The following is a 19,219-nucleotide window of genomic DNA, read 5'->3' as shown; positions in this document are numbered from 1 at the left end:
TGTCTGGTGTGCAGCCTGAAGAGGGCAGAATGCGCTATCCTTCGCGCCCTCAAAATTCACCTTCGCCACAGGATCCGCCCTCATGAAAGCCGCACTCGCCGAACTCATCAGCAAAATCAGCTCCGGCTGCATGGGCGAGGACGAGATCCTGACAGTGGCGGACGAAGCGGCGCAGGCCTACGCCGATGCCGATGCTTTTCTGACAGCCAACCCGGACATCAACTACGACGACACCTTCCCGATCCCGTTGGGCGAGTGGGTGGTCGTCGGCAGTCTGCCGGAGACCGTACTGTTTCAGGCTGACACCTATGTTGACCTGTTCGCGCAGATCGTCGCCTCGTTCGGCCCAAGCGTGGATTTCAACCTCAAGCCCAAACAACTGGCCAAGACCGAAGCGCTGACTGCACTTAACCGTATTCAGGTGCAAATGAGCAGCCTGAACAAGGAAAACGGCGGTTACACGCTGATGAACTTCAGCCAGTTGCTCGACGATGAGTTGCAAGTGGTTCTGGTGTATGGCAACGACGTACCGCGAGTGCTGGAACTGTGTGCCGAAGTCGGTATCGCTGCGGCGCCGTCGCTGGAAGCGTTGAAGATCGCCGTTCACGTCTGAGCGCAATAAAAGGGAACCCTGAGCGCGACCGTCTATCCTAAAAGTGCATGCCACTATTCTGGAGCGACACCATGGGTTCGACGTTCAACGGTCTGATCGGCCTGATCATTCTCGCCCTCGACATCTGGGCCATCATCAATGTGCTGAAAAGCGGCGCCGAGACCGGGATGAAAATCCTCTGGGTGCTGCTGATCATCCTCCTGCCGGTGCTGGGCCTGATCATCTGGGCGATTGCCGGGCCGCGGGGCAACGTGCGGATCTGATCCGGCTCCCGAGAACACCGCAATACCCCTGTGGGAGGGAGCTTGTTCCCGAAATCGGTGGATCAGTCAACGAAGAAGCGATTGACCCACTGCATTCGGGAGCAAGCCGCCACCCACAATGATTGTGGATTGCCGATCAAGTGAGGTTCGACCTGTCATCTTCGGCAACGTAGAATGCGCGCCTTTCCCGGGCAATCGTCCCCACGATTGGCGCCCGCGCATTCATCGGAGCACTTCACCATGACCGTCACCAAAACCAGCGAGTACCTGGAAACCCTCTACGAAGGCTACGGCCAGCGTTTTCGCATGGAAAAACTGCTGCACGAAGTGCGCACCGAACACCAGCACCTGGTGATTTTCCAGAACCCGCGCATGGGCCGTGTGATGGCGCTGGACGGCGTGATCCAGACCACTGAAGCCGACGAATTCATCTACCATGAAATGCTCACCCATGTGCCGATCCTCGCCCACGGCAGCGCCAAGCGCGTGCTGATCATCGGCGGCGGTGACGGCGGCATGCTGCGCGAAGTGACCAAACACGCCGGTGTCGAGCACATCACCATGGTCGAGATCGACGGCACCGTGGTCGACATGTGCAAGGAGTTCCTGCCGAACCACTCCAAAGGCGCTTATGACGATCCACGCCTGAACCTGGTGATCGACGACGGCATGCGTTTCGTCGCCACCACCACGGAAAAATTCGACGTGATCATTTCCGACTCCACCGACCCGATCGGCCCGGGCGAAGTGCTGTTCTCGGAAAACTTTTACCAGGCCTGCCACCGTTGCCTGAACGAGGGCGGCATCCTCGTGACCCAGAACGGCACGCCGTTCATGCAGATCGACGAAGTGAAAACCACCGCCGGTCGCCTGCGCAGTCTGTTCCCGGACTGGCACTTCTATCAGGCGGCTGTACCGACCTACATCGGCGGTTCGATGACCTTCGCCTGGGGCTCCACCAACCCGTCCTATCGCAAGCTGAGCCGTGAAATCCTGCAACAGCGCTTCATCGGCAGCGGCATCGTCACCCGTTACTACAACCCGGAAATCCACATCGGTGCGTTCGCCTTGCCGCAATACGTGCTGCAAGCGGTCAACAAACCAAGCAACGACTGATAGTCGCTGCTCCCCCTGTGGTGAGGGGATAAATCTCCTCACCACATATGTTTCTGCGCTGCAATAGTGATGTTTTTTTCATCTTGGCCCGCTGTAATCCTTTTGAACCAACGTTCGGCGTACCAGTCGATTTAGGTGTAAGCCCATTTGCGGGTTTGATCGAGGAGGCACCGATGCAAAAGTGGAAAGTCACTTTCGTGGATGACCATGGTGAAATTGTCGATGAGGTCTTCGAGCGTGCCGAATGCCCCAGCGACGATGAGGCTGCTCGACTGATCAAGGAACGGCTCCTGCCTGTCGCCGCCGAACTGGATCTGAACGATCTGGAAGGTCGCACCGCCGATGCTGGCGTGAAAAACCTGAAAACCCAGAACAGCATCGAAATCCGCAGCATCACTCCAATCTGAAAATCTTCTTGCCACCTTCAACGCCAGGCCTTGGCAGCGGCTCTATCTTGGGGCTACTCTGCAAGCGAGATCAGCGAACGGATCGCTAAGGTCTGGTCTTGTCAGCTACATGCTTGTTTCCCGCCGGCAACGCGTTGCCGTAGGTTCTTTGGCCAGCAAGGCCCGGGGCGGGAATACGGAAAGTCTATCCATCTATGCGAGGGGGACGATTCATGAGCACAGCCTATCAAGAAGACATCAGCAGCCACGTGCTGCGCCGCATGAAAGAAGGCGGTTTCGATTTCTCCAAATTCCATCCCATCGAGTTCTACGCCATTTTCCCGGACGAGGAGCGGGCGCGCAGGGCGGCAGGCAAGTTTCGCGGTGAATCCATCAATGCCCAGGTCAGCGCGCGCGACGACGGCGCCTGGTCTCTGGAATTGAGCAAAGTGATGTACGCGACCTATGACGACATCGGCGATTTTGAGCAGGGCTTTTCTGCCGTGGTCGAACCGCTGGGCGGCATTATCGAGGGCTGGGGCGTCAAGCAGGAGGTGCGCAGTCGCCACCGTTTGAACTGATCTTGCGCAGTACTGTTGAGCAACGGCTGACCTTCGGGTCGGCCGTTGTCGTTTCTGGCTGCCTGAAATCCCTCTGGCAAAACCCTGAAACAAGAATCCGGGGCAAAAAAAAGCCACCGCAGAGGGTGGCTCAAAGGGAAGACCGATAAGGAGAGGAAACCGGTCAGGGTTACAGCGGGGCGGGCCGCGACGGCAGTCCAGAGCAGTTGAGCCGATCACTTCCTGGCGCGGTGGCCAGTGAAGTTTTGCGGCGAATGCGCGGATTATCCGCAGCCGACAGCGGGCAGTGAAATCAACTCTGACTATGCTGGTGATAGGCGATGCAGTGCGTCGCAATGAAGCGGGGGCAATCAGGTTGGGGCATTTGCCGCACAGGAATGGTGCGGTGCCTGCGACGTGAATATCCAACCGATTGAAATCAAAGCGTTTATGCCGATGGCACGGGCCTTGCGATGGTCTGTATGTCCGGGTGACAAGGAGTACGGCATGATCCGCACCTATTTTGATGAAATGTACGATGCCGGCGGCCAGGTTCGCCCGCATTACCGGGAGTTCGCCCGCTGGCTGGCAGAGACGCCTGACGAGCTGCTTGCGCAACGGCGACGCGAGGCGGATTTGTTGTTCCACCGTGCCGGGATCACCTTCACGCTCTATGGGGATGAGCAGGGCACCGAGCGCCTGATTCCTTTCGACACTATTCCACGCAGCATTCCCGCCAGTGAATGGCGGATTGTCGAGCGTGGCTGCATCCAGCGGGTCAAGGCGTTGAACATGTTCCTCGCCGACCTTTATCACGAACAACGCATCATCAAGGCCGGGATCATTCCCGCCGAACAGGTGCTGGCCAACGAGCAGTACCAGTTGGCGATGCAAGGGCTGGATCTGCACCGCGATATTTATTCGCACATTTCCGGCGTCGATCTGGTGCGTGACGGCGACGGCACCTATTACGTGCTCGAAGACAACTTGCGCACGCCGAGCGGCGTCAGCTACATGCTCGAAGACCGCAAGATGATGATGCGTCTGTTCCCGGAGCTGTTCGCTGCACAGCGCATCGCGCCCATCGACCACTACCCGAACCTGCTGCTCGACACGCTGAAAAGCTCCAGCCCCATCGACGACCCGAGCGTGGTCGTGCTGACACCGGGGCGTTTCAACAGTGCGTTCTTCGAACACGCGTTTCTCGCGCGGGAGATGGGCGTCGAGCTGGTGGAGGGCGCCGATCTGTTTGTGCGTGACGACAAAGTCTTCATGCGCACCACTGACGGGCCGAAAGCGGTGGACGTGATCTATCGCCGTCTCGACGACGCGTTTCTCGATCCGCTGGCCTTCAACCCGGACTCGATGCTCGGTGTGCCGGGGCTGCTGTCGTCCTACCGCTCTGGCAATGTTGTGCTGGCCAACGCCATCGGCACCGGGGTGGCGGACGATAAATCGGTGTACCCGTTCGTCACCGACATGATCCGTTTTTACCTCGACGAAGAGCCGATCCTGAAGAACGTGCCGACCTGGCAATGCCGCAATCCGTCTGAACTTTCCCATGTGCTGGCCAATCTTCCGGATCTGGTGGTCAAGGAAACCCAGGGTTCCGGTGGTTACGGGATGCTCGTCGGGCCCGCGGCAACGACGGCGGAAATCGATGCGTTCCGCGAGCGGATCAAAGCCAAGCCGCATGCCTACATCGCACAACCGACGCTATCACTGTCGACGTGTCCGACCTTTGTCGAAAACGGCATTGCGCCGCGTCATATCGATTTGCGTCCGTTTGTCTTGTCGGGTCGCGAAACCCGGGTTGTGCCCGGCGGTTTGACCCGTGTCGCCCTGCGTGAAGGCTCTCTGGTGGTGAACTCATCACAGGGCGGCGGAACCAAGGACACCTGGGTGGTCGAGGATTGAAGGAAGCTTGCCATGTTAAGTAGAACTGCCTCGGATCTGTATTGGATGTCGCGTTACCTGGAGCGGGCGGAAAACCTCGCGCGGATGCTCGACGTCAGTTATTCGCTGTCGTTGATGCCACAGGACGGTCGCGGCAATGGTCTGCACGAATTGGCCATGCCGCTGCTGATCACCGGCACACTCGACGACTACCTGGAGCGTCACGGCGAACTGCATGCCGAACGCCTGCTGCACTTCTTCGCCCTCGATGCGGCCAACCCGGCGAGCATCTACAGCTGTCTCGGAGCGGCGCGGGCCAGTGCCCATGCGGTGCGCGGGCGAATCACGGCGGACATGTGGGAAAACATCAACGCGACGTGGCTGGAAATTCGCGGGATCGCTGAACAGGGCCTCAGCCGTTACGGCATGAGTCGTTTTTGTGAGTGGATCAAGGAGCGCTCGCACCTGTTTCGGGGTGCCTCTTACGGCACGATCATGCGTAACGATGCATTCCGTTTCATTCGCTTGGGAACCTTCATCGAGCGCGCGGACAACACGCTGCGCCTGCTCGATGCCCGTTACGAAATGGCCGGCGATCAGGCCGAAGCGGTCAGCGACGGCACTGCTCACGCGTATTACCAATGGAGTGCGCTGCTGCGCGCCTTGTCGTCATTCGAGGCCTACACCGAAATCTATCGCGACGCTCCCGGCGCGCGACATGTTGCCGAGCTGCTGTTGTTGCGCGCCGATGTGCCGCGCTCCCTGCGCGCCTGCACCGAAGAGATTGACCAGATTCTCGCGCAGTTACCTGGCGCCAACGGCCGTCCCGCGCAACGTCTGGCAGCAGAAATGGACGCGCGCCTGCGCTACACCGGTATCAACGAGATTCTCGCCGAAGGCCTGCACGCCTGGCTCACCGAATTCATCCCGCTGGTGCGCCAGTTGGGCAATGCCATTCACAGTTCCTACCTGGAGGCCGCATGAGACTTTCCATCAGCCACGAGACCACCTATCACTACGAAGATCAGGTGCGCGCGAGCATCCAGTATCTGCGCCTCACACCCCACGACAGCGAACGTCAACACGTGCTCAGTTGGCAGCTTGACCTGCCGCGCCCGGTGCGCGCGCAGCTCGATCCGTTCGGCAACATTCTGCATGTGCTGACGATGGATGAGCCGCACGAAGCCATCATCATCGGTGCCCGGGGACAGGTCGATATCGACGAATTACGTGAGGCAGAACATGAGAGCCAGTCGGCGCTGCCATTCCTGCGTTTCACCCGTCTGACCGAGGCGGACGAGGCCCTGCGCGCGTTTGCAGCAAAATCCTGCAAGCAACGTCGTGACCGCACCGCGCTGATCGATTTGATGCACGGTCTGAATCAGCACATGACTTACACGCCAGGCTCCACCGAAGTCGACACCAGTGCTGCCGAAGCGTTCGCCGGGCGTGCCGGGGTTTGTCAGGATCACACCCATGCGTTTCTGGCCTGCGCACGCAGCCTTGGGGTGCCGTCGCGTTATGTGTCGGGCTATCTGTACAGCGAAGATTGTGAACATCTGGCCAGCCATGCCTGGGCCGAAGCGTGGCTGGATGACGCCTGGTACAGCTTTGACGTGACCAACGAACTGGCGCGACCCGAGCGGCACCTGAAACTGGCCGTTGGCCTCGATTATCTCGATGCCTGCCCGGTGCGCGGCATGCGCAGGGGTGGCGGGTGTGAGCAGATGCATGCAAAGGTGTTTGTCTCGCCGACACCTGCGCCGATCATTTCCGTGCAGCAGCAATAACGGGCTCACACGTATCCCCTGTAGGAGTGAGCCTGCTCGCGATAGCGGTATGTCAGATACAACAATGCTGACTGGTCCACCGCAATCGCGAGCAGGCTCACTCCTACAAGGAGATGGGTTCAGGGCTTAACCTTGCGTCCGGCCATGTGTTTCAAATACCCGACCAACATCTCCAGATCCCCATCCGGCAGCACCTCGGCCGAAAACCCCGGCATCTTCGCCTGTGGCCACTGGCGCAAGCTCTGCGGATCGCGAATGTAACGTTTGAGGAAGTGCGCACCGAAATACTCGGTCGGGTTATACGGGATATTCAGGTCCGGTCCGAACTGCGCATCGCCTGCACCGTTCAAGCGATGACACGCCAGACAATTCTTCTGAAACAACGTCAAACCCTGATTCACCGGGTCATCAGCCTTCAGCGCCGGATCCGGCAGCAAGGCAGGGAAACGTTCGGCCACCGGCGCCATGCGCTTGATGCTGGCGACTTCGAAAGGCCACTGTTCGGGGCTGATCTTGTCGATCTGTGGGTCGGTCCACACCAGATAAAACGGCCCGGCGCTGTGTTTGCCTGCCGACAGCGGCGGCCATGGTTGCGCCGGATCCTCAATCGCCAACCAAGCACGCGAGCCTTTGTTGTTGAGCAGCGGCGCAGCACTCAATTCGGCAGCGAAGCCGTCCAGCGCGACGGCCTGCAGGTGATCTTCGGGATTGATTCCACTCAGCAGCGCTGCCAAAGGCACTGCGCGATAAGTCATGTCCTTCTTGTAGGACACGTCGTTCTTGATCGTGAGGGTTTGCACCTGAGGATGTTTGAGCAACTCCTCGGTCTGCCAGGTGCGGCTGTTCTTGCCCAGTTGCAGATCCAACTGGGCAGCAGACAAGGGCATGCTCAGCAGCAAGGCCCCGAACACAATGAGCGCTTTCAAATGATCGCCGTCCATGTCGTGGAAGTGCGCAAAGATTGGCACAGCCACGCTGTCCCGGGTAGCGGGCCAGGCACAGATTCAGTGGCGATAGAGAGCACCTGCCGCTTGAGTCAGCCGATCACCTTGGTCAAATTCGGCAAAATCAACAACAACGTGGTGGCGAAAAGAATGAGCCCTGCTTGACGAACTTTCGGTTGTTTGAACATGGCTTGACCGCCTTTATTGTTATTTCCTGATGCTTGCCTGCATATCCATGACGGCAAGCGCTGCACTTCCTGTTAAAGAACGTCTGCCTCGGCAAAACCCGACGACCATGACGTACATGTTCTACCTTAGAGCCCGCGTCACGCTTGGCTTAGATCCATTTCGTATGGTGATCTGCTCAGCGGCAATTAAAAAAGCATGAGGCGTATTGCCAGCTCCTTCGCCGCCCGCTTGCTAGACAACTCGCCGACCTGAACCGGTTCACCCGGCACTTGATGACCGTCCGTCTGAGCGTGTGCGTCAACGCCATTGAGCGCTGTGGTCATTGAATCCATAGCCGCTCAGGCGAAGAGTGGAGGCACAAGAAATCACTCACCGCACAGGTTCGAGGACGTCATGACCCAAGCTTTGATTTTTGATGCACTACGCACGCCGCGCGGTAAGGGCAAGGCCGATGGCGCCCTGCACAGCGTCAAACCGGTGAATCTGGTCGCCGGGCTGTTGACCGCGCTGCAGCAGCGCACTTCGCTGGACACCAGCCAGGTCGATGACGTGGTGCTCGGTTGCGTCACGCCGATTGGCGATCAAGGTTCGGACATCGCCAAGACCGCCGTGCAGGTAGCGGATTGGGATGTCAGCGTCGCCGGCTTGCAAATCAACCGTTTCTGCGCGTCGGGTCTGGAAGCGGTGAACCTCGGCGCGATGAAAGTGCGCTCGGGCTTCGAAGACCTGGTGGTGGTCGGCGGTGTCGAATCCATGTCTCGCGTGCCGATGGGCAGCGATGGCGGCGCCTGGGCGCTGGACCCGCAGACCAATCTGCACAGTCACTTCACCCCGCAGGGCGTCGGTGCGGACTTGATTGCCACAATCGAAGGGTTCAGCCGTCAGGACGTCGATGCCTACGCGCTGCACTCGCAGCAGAAAGCAGCGCGGGCCCGTGCCGACGGTTCGTTCAACAAGTCGCTGGTGCCTGTGCAGGATCAGAACGGCATTATCCTGCTTGATCATGATGAGTTCATTCGTGCCGAATCGACCATCGAAGGGCTGGGCAAGCTCAAGCCGAGTTTTGAAATGATCGGCCAGATGGGCTTCGACGCTACGGCGCTGCGGGTCTATAGCCATGTCGAGCGAATCAATCATGTGCACACGCCGGGCAACAGTTCCGGCATCGTCGATGGTGCGGCGTTGATGTTGATCGGCTCCGAAGCCAAGGGTCGTGCGCTGGGGCTGCAACCGCGGGCACGGATTGTTGCCACGGCGGTGACCAGCACTGATCCGACCATCATGCTCACCGGCCCTGCGCCGGCCACCCGCAAAGCGCTGGCGAAGGCCGGGCTGCGGGTGGAAGACATCGACCTGTTCGAGGTCAACGAAGCGTTTGCTTCAGTGGTGCTCAAGTTCATCAAGGACATGGCTGTCGACCCAGGCAAGGTCAACGTCAACGGCGGCTCCATCGCTATGGGCCACCCGTTGGGTGCGACCGGGTGCGCGATCCTCGGCACCTTGCTCGATGAACTGGAAACCCGGCGTCTGCGTTATGGCCTGGCGACACTGTGCGTCGGCGGCGGCATGGGCATTGCCACCATTATCGAACGCCTCTGAGCCCTGAATTCAAGGAACCTTGTTATGAGCGAAGCCATTCGTTACGAAAAAGGCCAGGACGCGATTGTCGTGCTGACCATCGACATGCCGGGCCAGAGCGCGAACACCATGAACGCCGTGTATCGCGAGGCCATGGCCGCCTGCGTTGCACGACTGGTTGCTGATAAAGACAGTATTGCCGGCGTGATCATTACTTCGGCGAAGAAGACCTTCTTTGCCGGCGGTGACCTCAATGAGCTGATCAAAGTCGGCAAGCCTGAAGCCAAAGCCTTCTACGACATGGTGCTGACCCTCAAAGGGCAATTGCGCACCCTGGAAACCCTCGGCAAACCGGTGGTGGCGGCAATCAACGGCGCAGCGCTGGGCGGCGGTTGGGAAATCTGCCTGGCCTGTCATCACCGTGTGGCGCTGGATGATTCGTCCGTGCAACTCGGTCTGCCAGAAGTGACGCTGGGTCTGCTGCCGGGCGGCGGCGGAGTGGTGCGTATGGTGCGCATGCTCGGCCTTGAAAAGGCGTTGCCGTATCTGCTGGAAGGCAAAAAGGTCCGTCCGCAACAAGCGTTGCAGGCCGGTTTGATCGATGCGCTGGCGACAGATCACGAAGAGCTGCTGGCCAAGGCCCGCGCGTGGATCGTTGCTAACCCGACGGCGGTTCAGCGTTGGGACTTGAAGGGCTATCAGATTCCTGGCGGCACACCGTCGAGTCCGAAAGTCGCGCAAATGCTGGCAATCGCACCGTCGATCCTGCGCACCAAAACCCAAGGCACGTTACCTGCGCCGGAGAAAATTCTGTGCGCGGCGGTGGAAGGCGCTCAGGTGGATTTCGACACCGCGCACCTGATCGAAACGCGCTACTTCACTGAGTTGACCACCGGACAGGTCTCGAAAAACCTGATCGGCACCTTCTGGTTTCAACTCAATGAAATCAATGCCGGCGGTTCGCGTCCGCAGGGTTTTGCACCGTTCGTCACCCGCAAGGTCGGTGTGCTCGGCGCTGGAATGATGGGCGCCGGGATCGCGTTTGTCAGCGCCTCGGCCGGCATCGAGGTGGTGCTCAAGGACATCAATCTTGCCGCAGCGCAGAAGGGCAAAGCGCACTCGGCGGCGCTGCTGGACAAGAAAGTGGCTCGCGGCCAGATGGATGCCGCGCAGCGTGAAGCGGTGCTGGCACGGATTCAGACCAGCGAAAACGATGATGATCTGGCCGGTTGTGATCTGATCATCGAAGCGGTGTTTGAAGATCGCGAACTGAAAGCGAAAGTCTCGGCTGCGGCGCAGACAGTCGTCGGCGCTGATGCTGTGATTGCCTCCAATACCTCGACCTTGCCGATCACCGGTCTGGCGACTGCTGTGCCAGATCAACGCAAATTCATCGGCCTGCATTTCTTCAGCCCGGTGGAGAAGATGCCGCTGGTGGAAATCATCAAAGGTGCGCAGACCAGCGATGAAACTCTGGCACGCGGGTTCGATTTCGTCCTGCAAATCAAGAAGACACCGATTGTGGTCAACGACAGTCGCGGCTTCTTTACGTCGCGGGTCTTCGGCACCTTCACCAACGAAGGCATCGCCATGCTCGGCGAAGGCGTGAGCGCGCCGATGATCGAGACCGAAGCGCGCAAGGCCGGGATGCCGGTCGGGCCTCTGGCGATCTCTGACGAAGTTTCCCTCAGCCTGATGAGTCATATCCGTCAGCAAACGGCGAAGGATCTACAGGCAGAAGGGAAACCGCTGATTGAGCATCCGGCGTTCGCTGTGATTGACTTGTTGCTCAACGAATACAAGCGTCCGGGCAAGGCCGCAGGCGGCGGTTTTTACGAGTACCCGGCCGGTGGTCAGAAACATTTGTGGCCTGAATTGAAAGCTCGTTTCGAGAAGGCGGATGGGCAGATTTCAGCGAAGGACGTGCGCGATCGACTGCTGTTTGTGCAGGCCATCGAAACGGTACGCTGCGTGGAGGAGGGTGTACTGACCTCGACAGCGGACGCCAACGTCGGATCGATCTTCGGCATCGGTTTCGCTGCGTGGACCGGCGGGGCGCTGCAGTTCATCAACCAGTACGGGGTGAAGGATTTTGTAGCGCGGGCGCAGTATCTGGCCGAGCAATATGGCGAGCGTTTCGCACCGCCCGCACTGTTGCTGGAAAAAGCGGCGAAAGGAGAGCTGTTCTAAACGCCAGGGAACCCTTCCGGGGCTTGCCTTGCCGGGGTGTTTCAAGGCAGGCTCTGGGGTGTTCATTATTCCCATCACGTGTCAGGTATTTTTTATGTCGCTACGCATCTGCATTCTGGAAACCGACATCCTGCGTCCGGAACTGGTCGATCAATATCAGGGTTATGGGCAGATGTTTCAGCGCCTGTTCTCGCAGCAACCGATTGCCGCCGAGTTCACCGTATACAACGTGATGCAGGGAGAGTACCCGAGCGACGAGCAGACCTTCGATGCGTACCTGGTCACCGGCAGCAAGGCCGATTCATTTGGCACCGACCCGTGGATTCAAACGCTCAAGGAATACCTGCTGAACCGGTACGAGCGTGGCGACAAACTGCTGGGCGTGTGTTTCGGCCATCAATTGCTGGCGCTGCTGCTCGGCGGCAAGAGCGAGCGCGCCACGCAGGGCTGGGGCGTCGGCACCCACAACTACAAACTCGCAGCGAAGGCGCCGTGGATGAGTCCTGTGCGTGAAGAGCTGACGCTGCTGATCAGTCATCAGGATCAGGTCACCGCATTGCCGGAAAACGCTACGGTGATTGCCTCCAGCGATTTCTGCCCGTTTGCGGCGTATCACATCAACGATCAGGTGCTGTGCTTCCAGGGCCATCCGGAGTTCATTCACGATTACTCGCGTGCGCTGCTGGATCTGCGTCAAGAAGCGCTGGGTTCGCAGATTTACAGCAAAGGCGTGGCCAGCCTGGAGCAGGACCATCATGGCACCACGGTTGCGGAGTGGATGATGCGGTTTGTGGCGCACAAGCCAGAAGCCAAAGCTGTTTAATGTCTGACACTTGCTTGTGGCGATGAGGGCAAGCCTGATCGCCACAGGCAATACCGGTTATAGCCAGCCGGACTTCTTGAAGCTCGCCCACAAACTCACGCATCCCACCGCAATAAACCCCAGCACGCCGAAATAACCGTAATGCCAGGTCAGCTCCGGCATGTTCTGGAAGTTCATCCCGTAAATCCCCGCCACGGCCGTCGGGAACGCCAGAATCGCCGCCCACGCCGCGAACTTTCGTTGCACCACGCTCTGCCGTGAAGCCTCGAGTAACACACCGATCTCGATGGTCTGGCTGGCGATTTCCGCAAGTGTCGTCAGGTCTTCCATCTGCCGCGTGACGTGGATCTGCACATCGCGAAAGTACGGGCGCATGTTCTTGTCGATGAACGGGAAGCTCAGCCGTTGCAACTCTTCGCCGATTTCCACCATGGGGGCCGCGTAACGGCGCAGACGCACGACATCCCGACGCAGGCCATGCAGCCTTTGAATGTCATGCTCGTTCAGCGCACTGCACAGCACGTTGCGCTCCAGCTCATCGATCTCGGCGTGGATCGCTTCGCCGACCGGTTGATAGTTTTCGATGACGAAATCGAGCAGTGCATACAGTACGAAATCTTCCCCATGCTCCAATAAAAGGGGACGCGCCTCACAGCGTTGGCGGACGTGGGCGTAGGACGCCGAGTGGCCGTTCCGTGCGGTGATGATGTAACCCTTGCCGGCAAAGATGTGGGTTTCGATGAATTGCAGAATCCCGTGCTCGCGAATTGGCGAGTAGGTGACGATAAACAAAGCGTCACCAAAGGTTTCCAGCTTCGGTCGGCTGTGTTTTTCCAGGGCGTCTTCGATGGCCAGTTCGTGCAGGTTGAACTGACGTTGCAGATTGGCCAGTTCCTGGGCGTTCGGCTCTTCGAGACCGATCCATACAAAGTGCCCGGTCTTGGCGGCCCAGGCTGCACCTTCATCGAGAGTAATGTTGGTGACTTTCTTACCCGCGCTGTACACCGCAGCAGCAACAACTCGACCCATGGTGGTAATTCACTTCTTCTTGGCAGATGGCAGGGAATGCAAGGCTTCAGCTTAGCCTTGTCGCTGCTTCAGAGTCAGTGAAATCTGCACAGTTCACCGGGCAAAAGAAAACCCGCACAGGGCGGGTTTGGTTTTTTACGCGGCTTGCAGTTGCCGATCCATCGACTCGATGCACTCGCGCATTTGCTCGCGGCATTGCTGGATGAGCATGGGCATGTCGTCCATGGTCAGTCCGGCGGTAGGAATGGCCGGTAGCGAGCGTATGAGAATTTTCCCGCTGCGCCAGCGGTTCAGGCGCATGTGTTTGATGTAACTGCTGACACATACCGGAACGATCGGCACGCCGGCGGCGATTGCCATTTGGAATGCACCCTTCTTGAATGGCAGCAGCTCTTCGCCGAGGTTGCGCGTGCCTTCCGGAAACACCCAGATCGAGGTGTCTTCGTTCTGCAAAGTATGGGTCGTGGTGAGCATCGACTGGCGCGCCTTGTGCGCATTGCCCCGGTCGATCAGCACATTGCCGGCCAGCCAGAACAGTTGCCCGAACAACGGTACCCATTTCAGGCTCTTTTTACCAATGCAAACCGTGCGGCGCGGCACCACGTTGCCGAACACGAACAGGTCATAGTTGGATTGATGATTGGCGACGATCACGCAGCTGTCTGGCTTGTTCATCAAGCCACTGACTTCGGACTTCACGCGCAGACGCAAGATGCACATCGCCGGCAATGCATAGAGACGCGCGCACAAGCGGCTATTGTCCGGATTGAACGGCCGGCACAGGCCGAGGATCACCCCGAGCACTCCCGCCAGAATAAAGTGCAGGCCCATCAATAACATACGAAACACAAACAGCATTTTGCAGGCCCACCGGGACAAAAGGTGGCGCAGTGTACGGATGTGCACTGTTTTCGGCAATTGCCACTATAGAGTCCGGAGATGGCCGATGTTTAAGCGCATGTTTCCGCTAGCAGTGTCAGACACGTCCTAGAGCCTTCACGGTGTTTTCAACCGAGCGTGCAAGAAAAAGCCCAACACGACGGTCGGGCTTTTCTTCAGCGCTGAATCCGGGTGTTTAGCCCAGATGCTCCTGATCCTGAATGATGGCGTTATCCAGAGTTTCCAGCAGCGCTTTGCGCACCTTCAGCTTGGTGTTCTTGTGCGCGTTCATGTTGATCTTCTTCAATTGACGCGCAGCGGCAAGGGCGGCGCCCTGCAACTCTTCGGCAGCCACGACTTTATCGAGGAAGCCAGCATCGACGGCGCTTTTTGGATCGAACATCTCACCGTTGATCACCGAACGGTGGAATGCCGAGCGACGCAGTCGGTCACGGGCCAGCTCGATGCCGGCGTGGTGCATGGTCATGCCGATCTGTACTTCGTTCAGACCAATGCTGAACGGGCCATCGACGCCGATTCGGTAGTCGGCCGACAGCAGAATGAATGCACCTTTGGCCACAGCGTGGCCAGGGCAGGCAACAATCACCGGGAACGGGTGAGACAACAGGCGACGAGCCAGCGTCGAACCAGCAGTCACCAGCGACACGGCTTCCTTCGGACCGGCCGTCATCACTTTCAGGTCATAACCGCCGGACAGAATGCCGGGCTGCCCGGTGATGATCACGATGGCACGATCAGCCACCGCCTGATCCAGCGCCGCGTTGAACGCCGTAATCACGTCCGGGGAAATGGCATTGACCTTGCCGTTGTTCAAGGTCAGGGTCGCGATACCGTCTTCGAGGTGGTAGGCAATCAACTCACTCATGACGCTATTCCTTGTAAGAAAGATGAGGCAGACGTTACCCAGCGCCGTAGGCAAGGTAAAGCGCCGTGACTGACTCGCTGGTCACCGATTCCCGGCTCATCCAGCGTAGCGCGCCACATGGCAGATGCTTCTGCTTCTATATAGAAGGGCTGCGCCCACCAGAGATTGGCCGGTTTGCCATGGCCTATCCGCAGGGAAAGTAGCTTTTTCTCTTAACCGCATGAAAATTCTGAAAAAAAGTTTGCCATCGGAAAAGCTTTCGACTACATTAGCGCGCCTCGACAGACAGAACATGTTTGAAGAGATACGGTGAAGTGTCCGAGTGGCTTAAGGAGCACGCCTGGAAAGTGTGTATACAGGAAACTGTATCGAGAGTTCGAATCTCTCCTTCACCGCCACATTCGATTACGCAAAACCCCTGATTTCGACAGAAGTCAGGGGTTTTGTGGTTTCTGGTGTCTGGATTTTATCGAGAGCGTTGCTGAAGTCGGCTTCATCGTGGGTAGGGATTACAATCGCGTTTTTTCTTCGCCAGTGAAAAGGACGGCTCAATGATCATTTCTACCACTCACGCCATCGAAGGCCGCCAGATCACCGCGTATCTGGACATTGTCAGTGCCGAGTCGGTGCAGGGCGTCAATGTGATTCGTGACATGTTCGCCGGCATGCGCGACTTTTTTGGTGGGCGGTCGCAGACGCTGGAACGGGCGTTGAAGGAAGCGCGTATTCAGGCCACCGATGAAATCAGGGAGCGAGCACGTGCTTTGCAAGCGGATGCGGTGGTCGGCGTGGATTTCGAGATCAGCATGCCGGCCGGCAAGGGCGGCATGGTTGTGGTGTTTGCAACCGGTACGGCGGTCAAGTTGCGCTGATTACTGATTCGACGTTTGTGCCTGATAGATTTCGATATTGCCGTGTTTAATCTGTTGATAGGCGGTGTAAGGCAATACCAAGGTATCCGTTACTCCGGAGACCGCCAGATCGAGCAGCACCAGCGGTGCTGCGGGGCGGCCCGTGCCGAAGGCTTTCATCGGCAATTCAGGGGCATGGAGTACGCAGAAGTCGTAGCCGATGCCGCTGTAAATGCGGGAAATCGAATCGCAATAGGTTTTGCGCGCTTTCAGGTCATTGCCTGCAACGGTGTCCTCCTGGAACACACTGCTGATGGTTCCGCAGCCACTGATCATCAGAGCTGAAAGGAGTAGGGCGCTGGTTTTCAGGGGCATGCTCGCGATTCCTTCGCAATGAAACGGAAGTGCAGATTAGCTTGATTTGGAGGGAAAACGCCTCTGGATTTTGTTTATTTTTTGTAGCCCATTCGTCGGGCACCGGTCGATCTGAATAACAAGTCCAGGAATGACCGGCTAGTCTCAAAAGCCTTGGAGGTCGATATTTTTTCAGGCAAAAGGGCTTTGCCGGTGTCGACCCGTTTTGAAGGGGCGAAGGTATGACTGATCCGTATATCGAAGACGATGGGGCTGAATTTTCCTTCAACAATTGCGTGCGGTGCGGCCAGACCGAGTATCAGGCTGGCTTTGGCGAGGATCCGGTTCAGACCGGCAAGATCAAGTCCACGGCACCGAAAGGGCCGAAGGCGAAATTTCTACCCAGGGTCGCGACGCGCGCCCGTAAGTAAATAGTCCTGCAACGAGAACCCCGCCAATGAGCGGGGTTTTTCATGTCCTGAGCAGCAAACGAGGAAATGCCCTACGGGCGGCAGGAAGGTTTCGAGGCTTTTCACAAACTTTTCACGTCCTTCTCAGTAGGGTGAAGCCATCCGTTAGAAAGCAAGTCTCCAGCCCGTCTCCCCAGCGGGCTTTTTTTTGCCTGTCATAAAACCTTTTGCAGAATCGCTGTCCAATCGGCGCCGAGCGCCTGCAGGTATCCGATTGATCTGGACTTTTGCACGCTGACGGCATTCAATCCCGGCCCTTTTTGTCATCCCAATTTTTGAGGTTTTCGTCATGCGTTTAACACTGCCTGCTCTGGTTCTCGGGCTTTTTGTCGCTCAGGGTGCAATGGCTGCCGGTGATGGCACTGCTGCGCTCGGCGGCGGTCTGGGTGGCGCGTTGGGTAATGTGGTCGGTCAGAAAATGGGCGGCAGCACCGGCGCAGCGATTGGCGCAGGTGTGGCAGGTGCAGCCGGCAGCGCGATGGCAGCACGCAAGGGCAGCCGCACCAAGGCCGCGATCGGTGGCGGTGTCGGCGCAGCCGGTGGTTCGGTGATCGGCAACAGCCTTGGCGGCAAGACTGGCGCCACCATTGGTGCTGGCCTCGGCGGTGCAGCGGGTGGCGCAGTGGGCAGCAACCTGTCCAAAGGTCACAAGCGTCACTGATACAAAGCGCTTGTCAGAGAAAGCCCGGCTCGATGTCGGGTTTTTTCATGGCTGAACGTTTTTCCAACCAATGTCTCCAATCTCACATAGGCCCATGCTTGGGCGTAATGTCCCGATTCGGGAACTGTGAGGTTCAAATGCGTTTGTCATTGTCTGCACTGTTTTTCGGATTGTTGGTGGCTCAAGGCGCGATGGCCGCCGGTGATGGCTCGGCAGCCGTGGGTGGCGGTCTCGGCGGTGTGCTGGGTAATGTGGTCGGCGGACAGCTCGGAGGCAGCACAGGTGCCGCCGTCGGTGCCGGTGTGGGTGGCGCTGCCGGCGGTGCGGTCGGGGCGAATAAACACAATCGCACTGAAGCCGCCATTGGCGGTGGTCTCGGTGCCGCCGGTGGTTCAGTCGTTGGTAATAGCCTCGGCGGATCAACTGGCTCTGCTGTCGGTGCAGGCTTGGGCGGCGCGGCCGGCGGCGCGGTCGGCAATAGCCTGGGCGATGATGGCGGATCTCATTCCGGCGGCGGCCACAAGCACAAGAACAAACACAAGAACCGGCATCATTGATGGGATGTTCGTCAGCAGAAACCCGGCCCAGTGCCGGGTTTTTCGTTTTGGCGCGTCGGACTCAGGAACGTTTGGCGCCAGGGCTTTTCGAACCTATACATTCCCCCCGAAACACGAGGTGCGCCATGACTCCCGAAACTGAAGGCAAGGAAGAGAAAGGCCCGAGTGGGCTGCCGTTTATCAATGATCCCGGAAATGAGGATCCGGGGTCGCTGATGGATGATGCGACGGTGCCGTTGAATGATTCGGATGAGGCGGATATGGAATATGAGGAGGATGAGCAGTGAACGGCAGCCTCTATGTGTAAACCCAATGATTGGCTCTAAGGGCCTGTGACTTAGGTCCCTTAGACGTGCGCATATTAGTCAGCCAGGTTTACGCTAAGCTTCCTTTCGATGTGACGGAGCCACTCTTCACCGGATTTCCAGTCGTTCCAGTAACAGTAGTAACAGTTGAGTTCCTTTAAGAAAAATTCTCTTAGCTCCATTTCACTTAACTCCTTACTTAGCAGGGTTTGAAGTTCGCTATGGACTAAAATCAGTACGCTTTTATCAGAGTTTCTCAAAAAATCATCGATGACTTGATCTGCTGTGTCGTGCTCCAGCAGCCAGTCTTGATGAAAGTAAGCTCCAAAAAAATCTTGAGCTTCTGGAAAGGCATTGTTCATAGCTCTGGAAATCCTGTTAGTAAAAAATATCCCAAAGGTAGTGAAGGGGCTTTCTTTAACACTAAAAGTATTTTCGATGCCGGTTGAGATTGCGAAAGACCATTGAGCATACTCACACCTACTGGTCGACTGAGATTATGCGTAAAACTTGTCTTTACTTTGGTGCTTGCCAAGAACGCCGTCACTTCGTGCGAGTTCGCGCTTAACGCTTCAGACACAGCAGTTTCAGCTTCGGCTCGATTCAGGAAAGTCGAAGCAGCAGGAATGTTGGGTTCTGCTTGTAGCCGTTGAGCCAACTGGGCATCGGTCCTTCCAACATGTCTTGTAATCAGGTGCCCACCCTGTGCTTCGTGAGCGGCTAGTCCTCCTCCAGGTACAATTTCAGTGTATGGCCCATCTGCGGGTATCGTTCCCGGGCAAGGGATACAAGCCAACCCCAACGGATCCACCCATCCCGTCGGATTCGGCACGTACTGGTACTGATTCAGCCCACCGGACAACTTGATCGGATCCGGCG

General features: G+C 57.9%; 23 protein-coding genes and 1 tRNA gene. 17 read left to right on the top strand and 7 right to left on the bottom strand.

Annotation, left to right across the window (positions count from 1 at the left end; translation table 11 throughout):
* Nucleotides 1-82 precede the first annotated feature (82 nt).
* From F2P67_RS24415 to F2P67_RS24380, 8 genes are all read left to right on the top strand, one after another.
* Complete coding sequence (locus tag F2P67_RS24415; RefSeq protein WP_166224826.1) at nucleotides 83-613, top strand: hypothetical protein; 531 nt, start codon at nucleotides 83-85, stop codon at nucleotides 611-613.
* A 71-nt stretch (nucleotides 614-684) separates the two neighbouring features.
* Entirely contained in the window at nucleotides 685-876 is a 192-nt protein-coding gene (locus tag F2P67_RS24410) for a PLDc N-terminal domain-containing protein (RefSeq protein ID WP_003223221.1), read from the top strand.
* Nucleotides 877-1,116: 240 nt separating this feature from the next.
* Nucleotides 1,117-1,992, top strand: a complete 876-nt coding sequence (gene speE, locus F2P67_RS24405) for a polyamine aminopropyltransferase (RefSeq protein ID WP_166224823.1) — start codon at nucleotides 1,117-1,119, stop codon at nucleotides 1,990-1,992.
* A gap of 173 nt (nucleotides 1,993-2,165) precedes the next feature.
* On the top strand, nucleotides 2,166-2,399 hold the full coding sequence (locus F2P67_RS24400; protein ID WP_103303809.1) for a hypothetical protein: 234 nt from the start codon (nucleotides 2,166-2,168) through the stop codon (nucleotides 2,397-2,399).
* Between the two features lie 212 nt (nucleotides 2,400-2,611).
* Entirely contained in the window at nucleotides 2,612-2,959 is a 348-nt protein-coding gene (locus F2P67_RS24395) for a ribonuclease E inhibitor RraB (RefSeq protein WP_166224820.1), read from the top strand.
* A 486-nt stretch (nucleotides 2,960-3,445) separates the two neighbouring features.
* Nucleotides 3,446-4,855 carry a circularly permuted type 2 ATP-grasp protein gene (locus F2P67_RS24390; protein WP_166224817.1) on the top strand — a complete coding sequence of 470 codons (1,410 nt, stop codon included), beginning with the start codon at nucleotides 3,446-3,448 and terminating at the stop codon, nucleotides 4,853-4,855.
* A 12-nt stretch (nucleotides 4,856-4,867) separates the two neighbouring features.
* Nucleotides 4,868-5,818 (top strand): alpha-E domain-containing protein, encoded by a 951-nt coding sequence (locus F2P67_RS24385; protein ID WP_166224814.1) that lies wholly within the window; start codon nucleotides 4,868-4,870, stop codon nucleotides 5,816-5,818.
* Nucleotides 5,815-6,624: a transglutaminase family protein gene (locus F2P67_RS24380; RefSeq protein WP_166224811.1), complete on the top strand. Its 810-nt coding sequence runs from the start codon at nucleotides 5,815-5,817 to the stop codon at nucleotides 6,622-6,624. Before F2P67_RS24385 ends, F2P67_RS24380 begins: the two co-directional genes overlap by 4 nt.
* A gap of 119 nt (nucleotides 6,625-6,743) precedes the next feature.
* Here the strand turns inward: F2P67_RS24380 and F2P67_RS24375 are convergent, their stop codons facing one another.
* Complete coding sequence (locus tag F2P67_RS24375) at nucleotides 6,744-7,565, bottom strand: c-type cytochrome (RefSeq protein WP_166224981.1); 822 nt, start codon at nucleotides 7,563-7,565, stop codon at nucleotides 6,744-6,746.
* A gap of 585 nt (nucleotides 7,566-8,150) precedes the next feature.
* Between F2P67_RS24375 and F2P67_RS24370 the strand changes: the two genes are divergently transcribed.
* The 3 genes from F2P67_RS24370 (at nucleotide 8,151) to F2P67_RS24360 (ending at nucleotide 12,348) form a co-directional block, all read left to right on the top strand.
* Entirely contained in the window at nucleotides 8,151-9,356 is a 1,206-nt protein-coding gene (locus F2P67_RS24370; protein WP_166224808.1) for an acetyl-CoA C-acetyltransferase, read from the top strand.
* 24 nt (nucleotides 9,357-9,380) lie between these two features.
* Nucleotides 9,381-11,525 carry a 3-hydroxyacyl-CoA dehydrogenase NAD-binding domain-containing protein gene (locus F2P67_RS24365; protein WP_166224805.1) on the top strand — a complete coding sequence of 715 codons (2,145 nt, stop codon included), beginning with the start codon at nucleotides 9,381-9,383 and terminating at the stop codon, nucleotides 11,523-11,525.
* A gap of 94 nt (nucleotides 11,526-11,619) precedes the next feature.
* Complete coding sequence (locus F2P67_RS24360; protein ID WP_166224802.1) at nucleotides 11,620-12,348, top strand: amidotransferase; 729 nt, start codon at nucleotides 11,620-11,622, stop codon at nucleotides 12,346-12,348.
* A 57-nt stretch (nucleotides 12,349-12,405) separates the two neighbouring features.
* Here F2P67_RS24360 and F2P67_RS24355 read toward each other — a convergent pair whose 3' ends face one another.
* The 3 genes from F2P67_RS24355 to F2P67_RS24345 all read right to left on the bottom strand — a co-directional run bounded on the left by F2P67_RS24355 (nucleotide 12,406) and on the right by F2P67_RS24345 (nucleotide 15,142).
* Nucleotides 12,406-13,377, bottom strand: a complete 972-nt coding sequence (locus F2P67_RS24355; protein ID WP_166224799.1) for a magnesium and cobalt transport protein CorA — start codon at nucleotides 13,375-13,377, stop codon at nucleotides 12,406-12,408.
* Nucleotides 13,378-13,512: 135 nt separating this feature from the next.
* Nucleotides 13,513-14,235, bottom strand: a complete 723-nt coding sequence (locus F2P67_RS24350) for a lysophospholipid acyltransferase family protein (RefSeq protein WP_166224796.1) — start codon at nucleotides 14,233-14,235, stop codon at nucleotides 13,513-13,515.
* Nucleotides 14,236-14,452: 217 nt separating this feature from the next.
* Nucleotides 14,453-15,142, bottom strand: coding sequence for a crotonase/enoyl-CoA hydratase family protein (locus F2P67_RS24345; RefSeq protein ID WP_166224793.1), 690 nt, complete (start codon nucleotides 15,140-15,142; stop codon nucleotides 14,453-14,455).
* A gap of 308 nt (nucleotides 15,143-15,450) precedes the next feature.
* Here F2P67_RS24345 and F2P67_RS24340 point away from each other — a divergent pair.
* Both F2P67_RS24340 and F2P67_RS24335 read left to right on the top strand, forming a co-directional pair.
* A tRNA-Ser gene (locus tag F2P67_RS24340) sits at nucleotides 15,451-15,540 on the top strand.
* A gap of 153 nt (nucleotides 15,541-15,693) precedes the next feature.
* Nucleotides 15,694-16,014 carry a YbjQ family protein gene (locus F2P67_RS24335; protein WP_123449612.1) on the top strand — a complete coding sequence of 107 codons (321 nt, stop codon included), beginning with the start codon at nucleotides 15,694-15,696 and terminating at the stop codon, nucleotides 16,012-16,014.
* On the opposite strand, the gene F2P67_RS24330 is transcribed toward F2P67_RS24335, so the two are convergent.
* Entirely contained in the window at nucleotides 16,015-16,368 is a 354-nt protein-coding gene (locus F2P67_RS24330; protein WP_166224790.1) for a YceK/YidQ family lipoprotein, read from the bottom strand.
* Between the two features lie 221 nt (nucleotides 16,369-16,589).
* Between F2P67_RS24330 and F2P67_RS24325 the strand changes: the two genes are divergently transcribed.
* The 4 genes from F2P67_RS24325 to F2P67_RS24310 all read left to right on the top strand — a co-directional run bounded on the left by F2P67_RS24325 (nucleotide 16,590) and on the right by F2P67_RS24310 (nucleotide 18,322).
* On the top strand, nucleotides 16,590-16,778 hold the full coding sequence (locus F2P67_RS24325; RefSeq protein WP_166224788.1) for a hypothetical protein: 189 nt from the start codon (nucleotides 16,590-16,592) through the stop codon (nucleotides 16,776-16,778).
* A 328-nt stretch (nucleotides 16,779-17,106) separates the two neighbouring features.
* Entirely contained in the window at nucleotides 17,107-17,478 is a 372-nt protein-coding gene (locus F2P67_RS24320) for a bacteriocin (RefSeq protein ID WP_166224785.1), read from the top strand.
* Between the two features lie 137 nt (nucleotides 17,479-17,615).
* The gene (locus tag F2P67_RS24315) at nucleotides 17,616-18,035 is read left to right on the top strand and encodes a glycine zipper domain-containing protein (RefSeq protein ID WP_166224782.1); all 420 of its coding nucleotides are present in this window, start codon (nucleotides 17,616-17,618) and stop codon (nucleotides 18,033-18,035) included.
* A 125-nt stretch (nucleotides 18,036-18,160) separates the two neighbouring features.
* Entirely contained in the window at nucleotides 18,161-18,322 is a 162-nt protein-coding gene (locus F2P67_RS24310; RefSeq protein WP_008080986.1) for a hypothetical protein, read from the top strand.
* A 74-nt stretch (nucleotides 18,323-18,396) separates the two neighbouring features.
* Here F2P67_RS24310 and F2P67_RS24305 read toward each other — a convergent pair whose 3' ends face one another.
* Both F2P67_RS24305 and F2P67_RS24300 read right to left on the bottom strand, forming a co-directional pair.
* A complete protein-coding gene (locus F2P67_RS24305; protein ID WP_166224779.1) occupies nucleotides 18,397-18,702 on the bottom strand; it encodes a contact-dependent growth inhibition system immunity protein in 306 nt (101 codons plus the stop codon).
* A partial coding sequence (locus tag F2P67_RS24300; protein WP_343045174.1) for an RNase A-like domain-containing protein occupies nucleotides 18,699-19,219 on the bottom strand: 521 nt, incomplete at its 5' end. The genes F2P67_RS24305 and F2P67_RS24300, both read right to left, overlap by 4 nt.

Origin of the sequence: Pseudomonas atagonensis, assembly GCF_011369485.1 — a bacterium.
In the GTDB taxonomy this organism is placed as follows: Bacteria; Pseudomonadota; Gammaproteobacteria; order Pseudomonadales; family Pseudomonadaceae; genus Aquipseudomonas; species Aquipseudomonas atagonensis.
The sequence above is the reverse complement of the archived record's forward strand: the minus strand, read 5'-3'. Positions and strand labels throughout refer to the sequence as shown.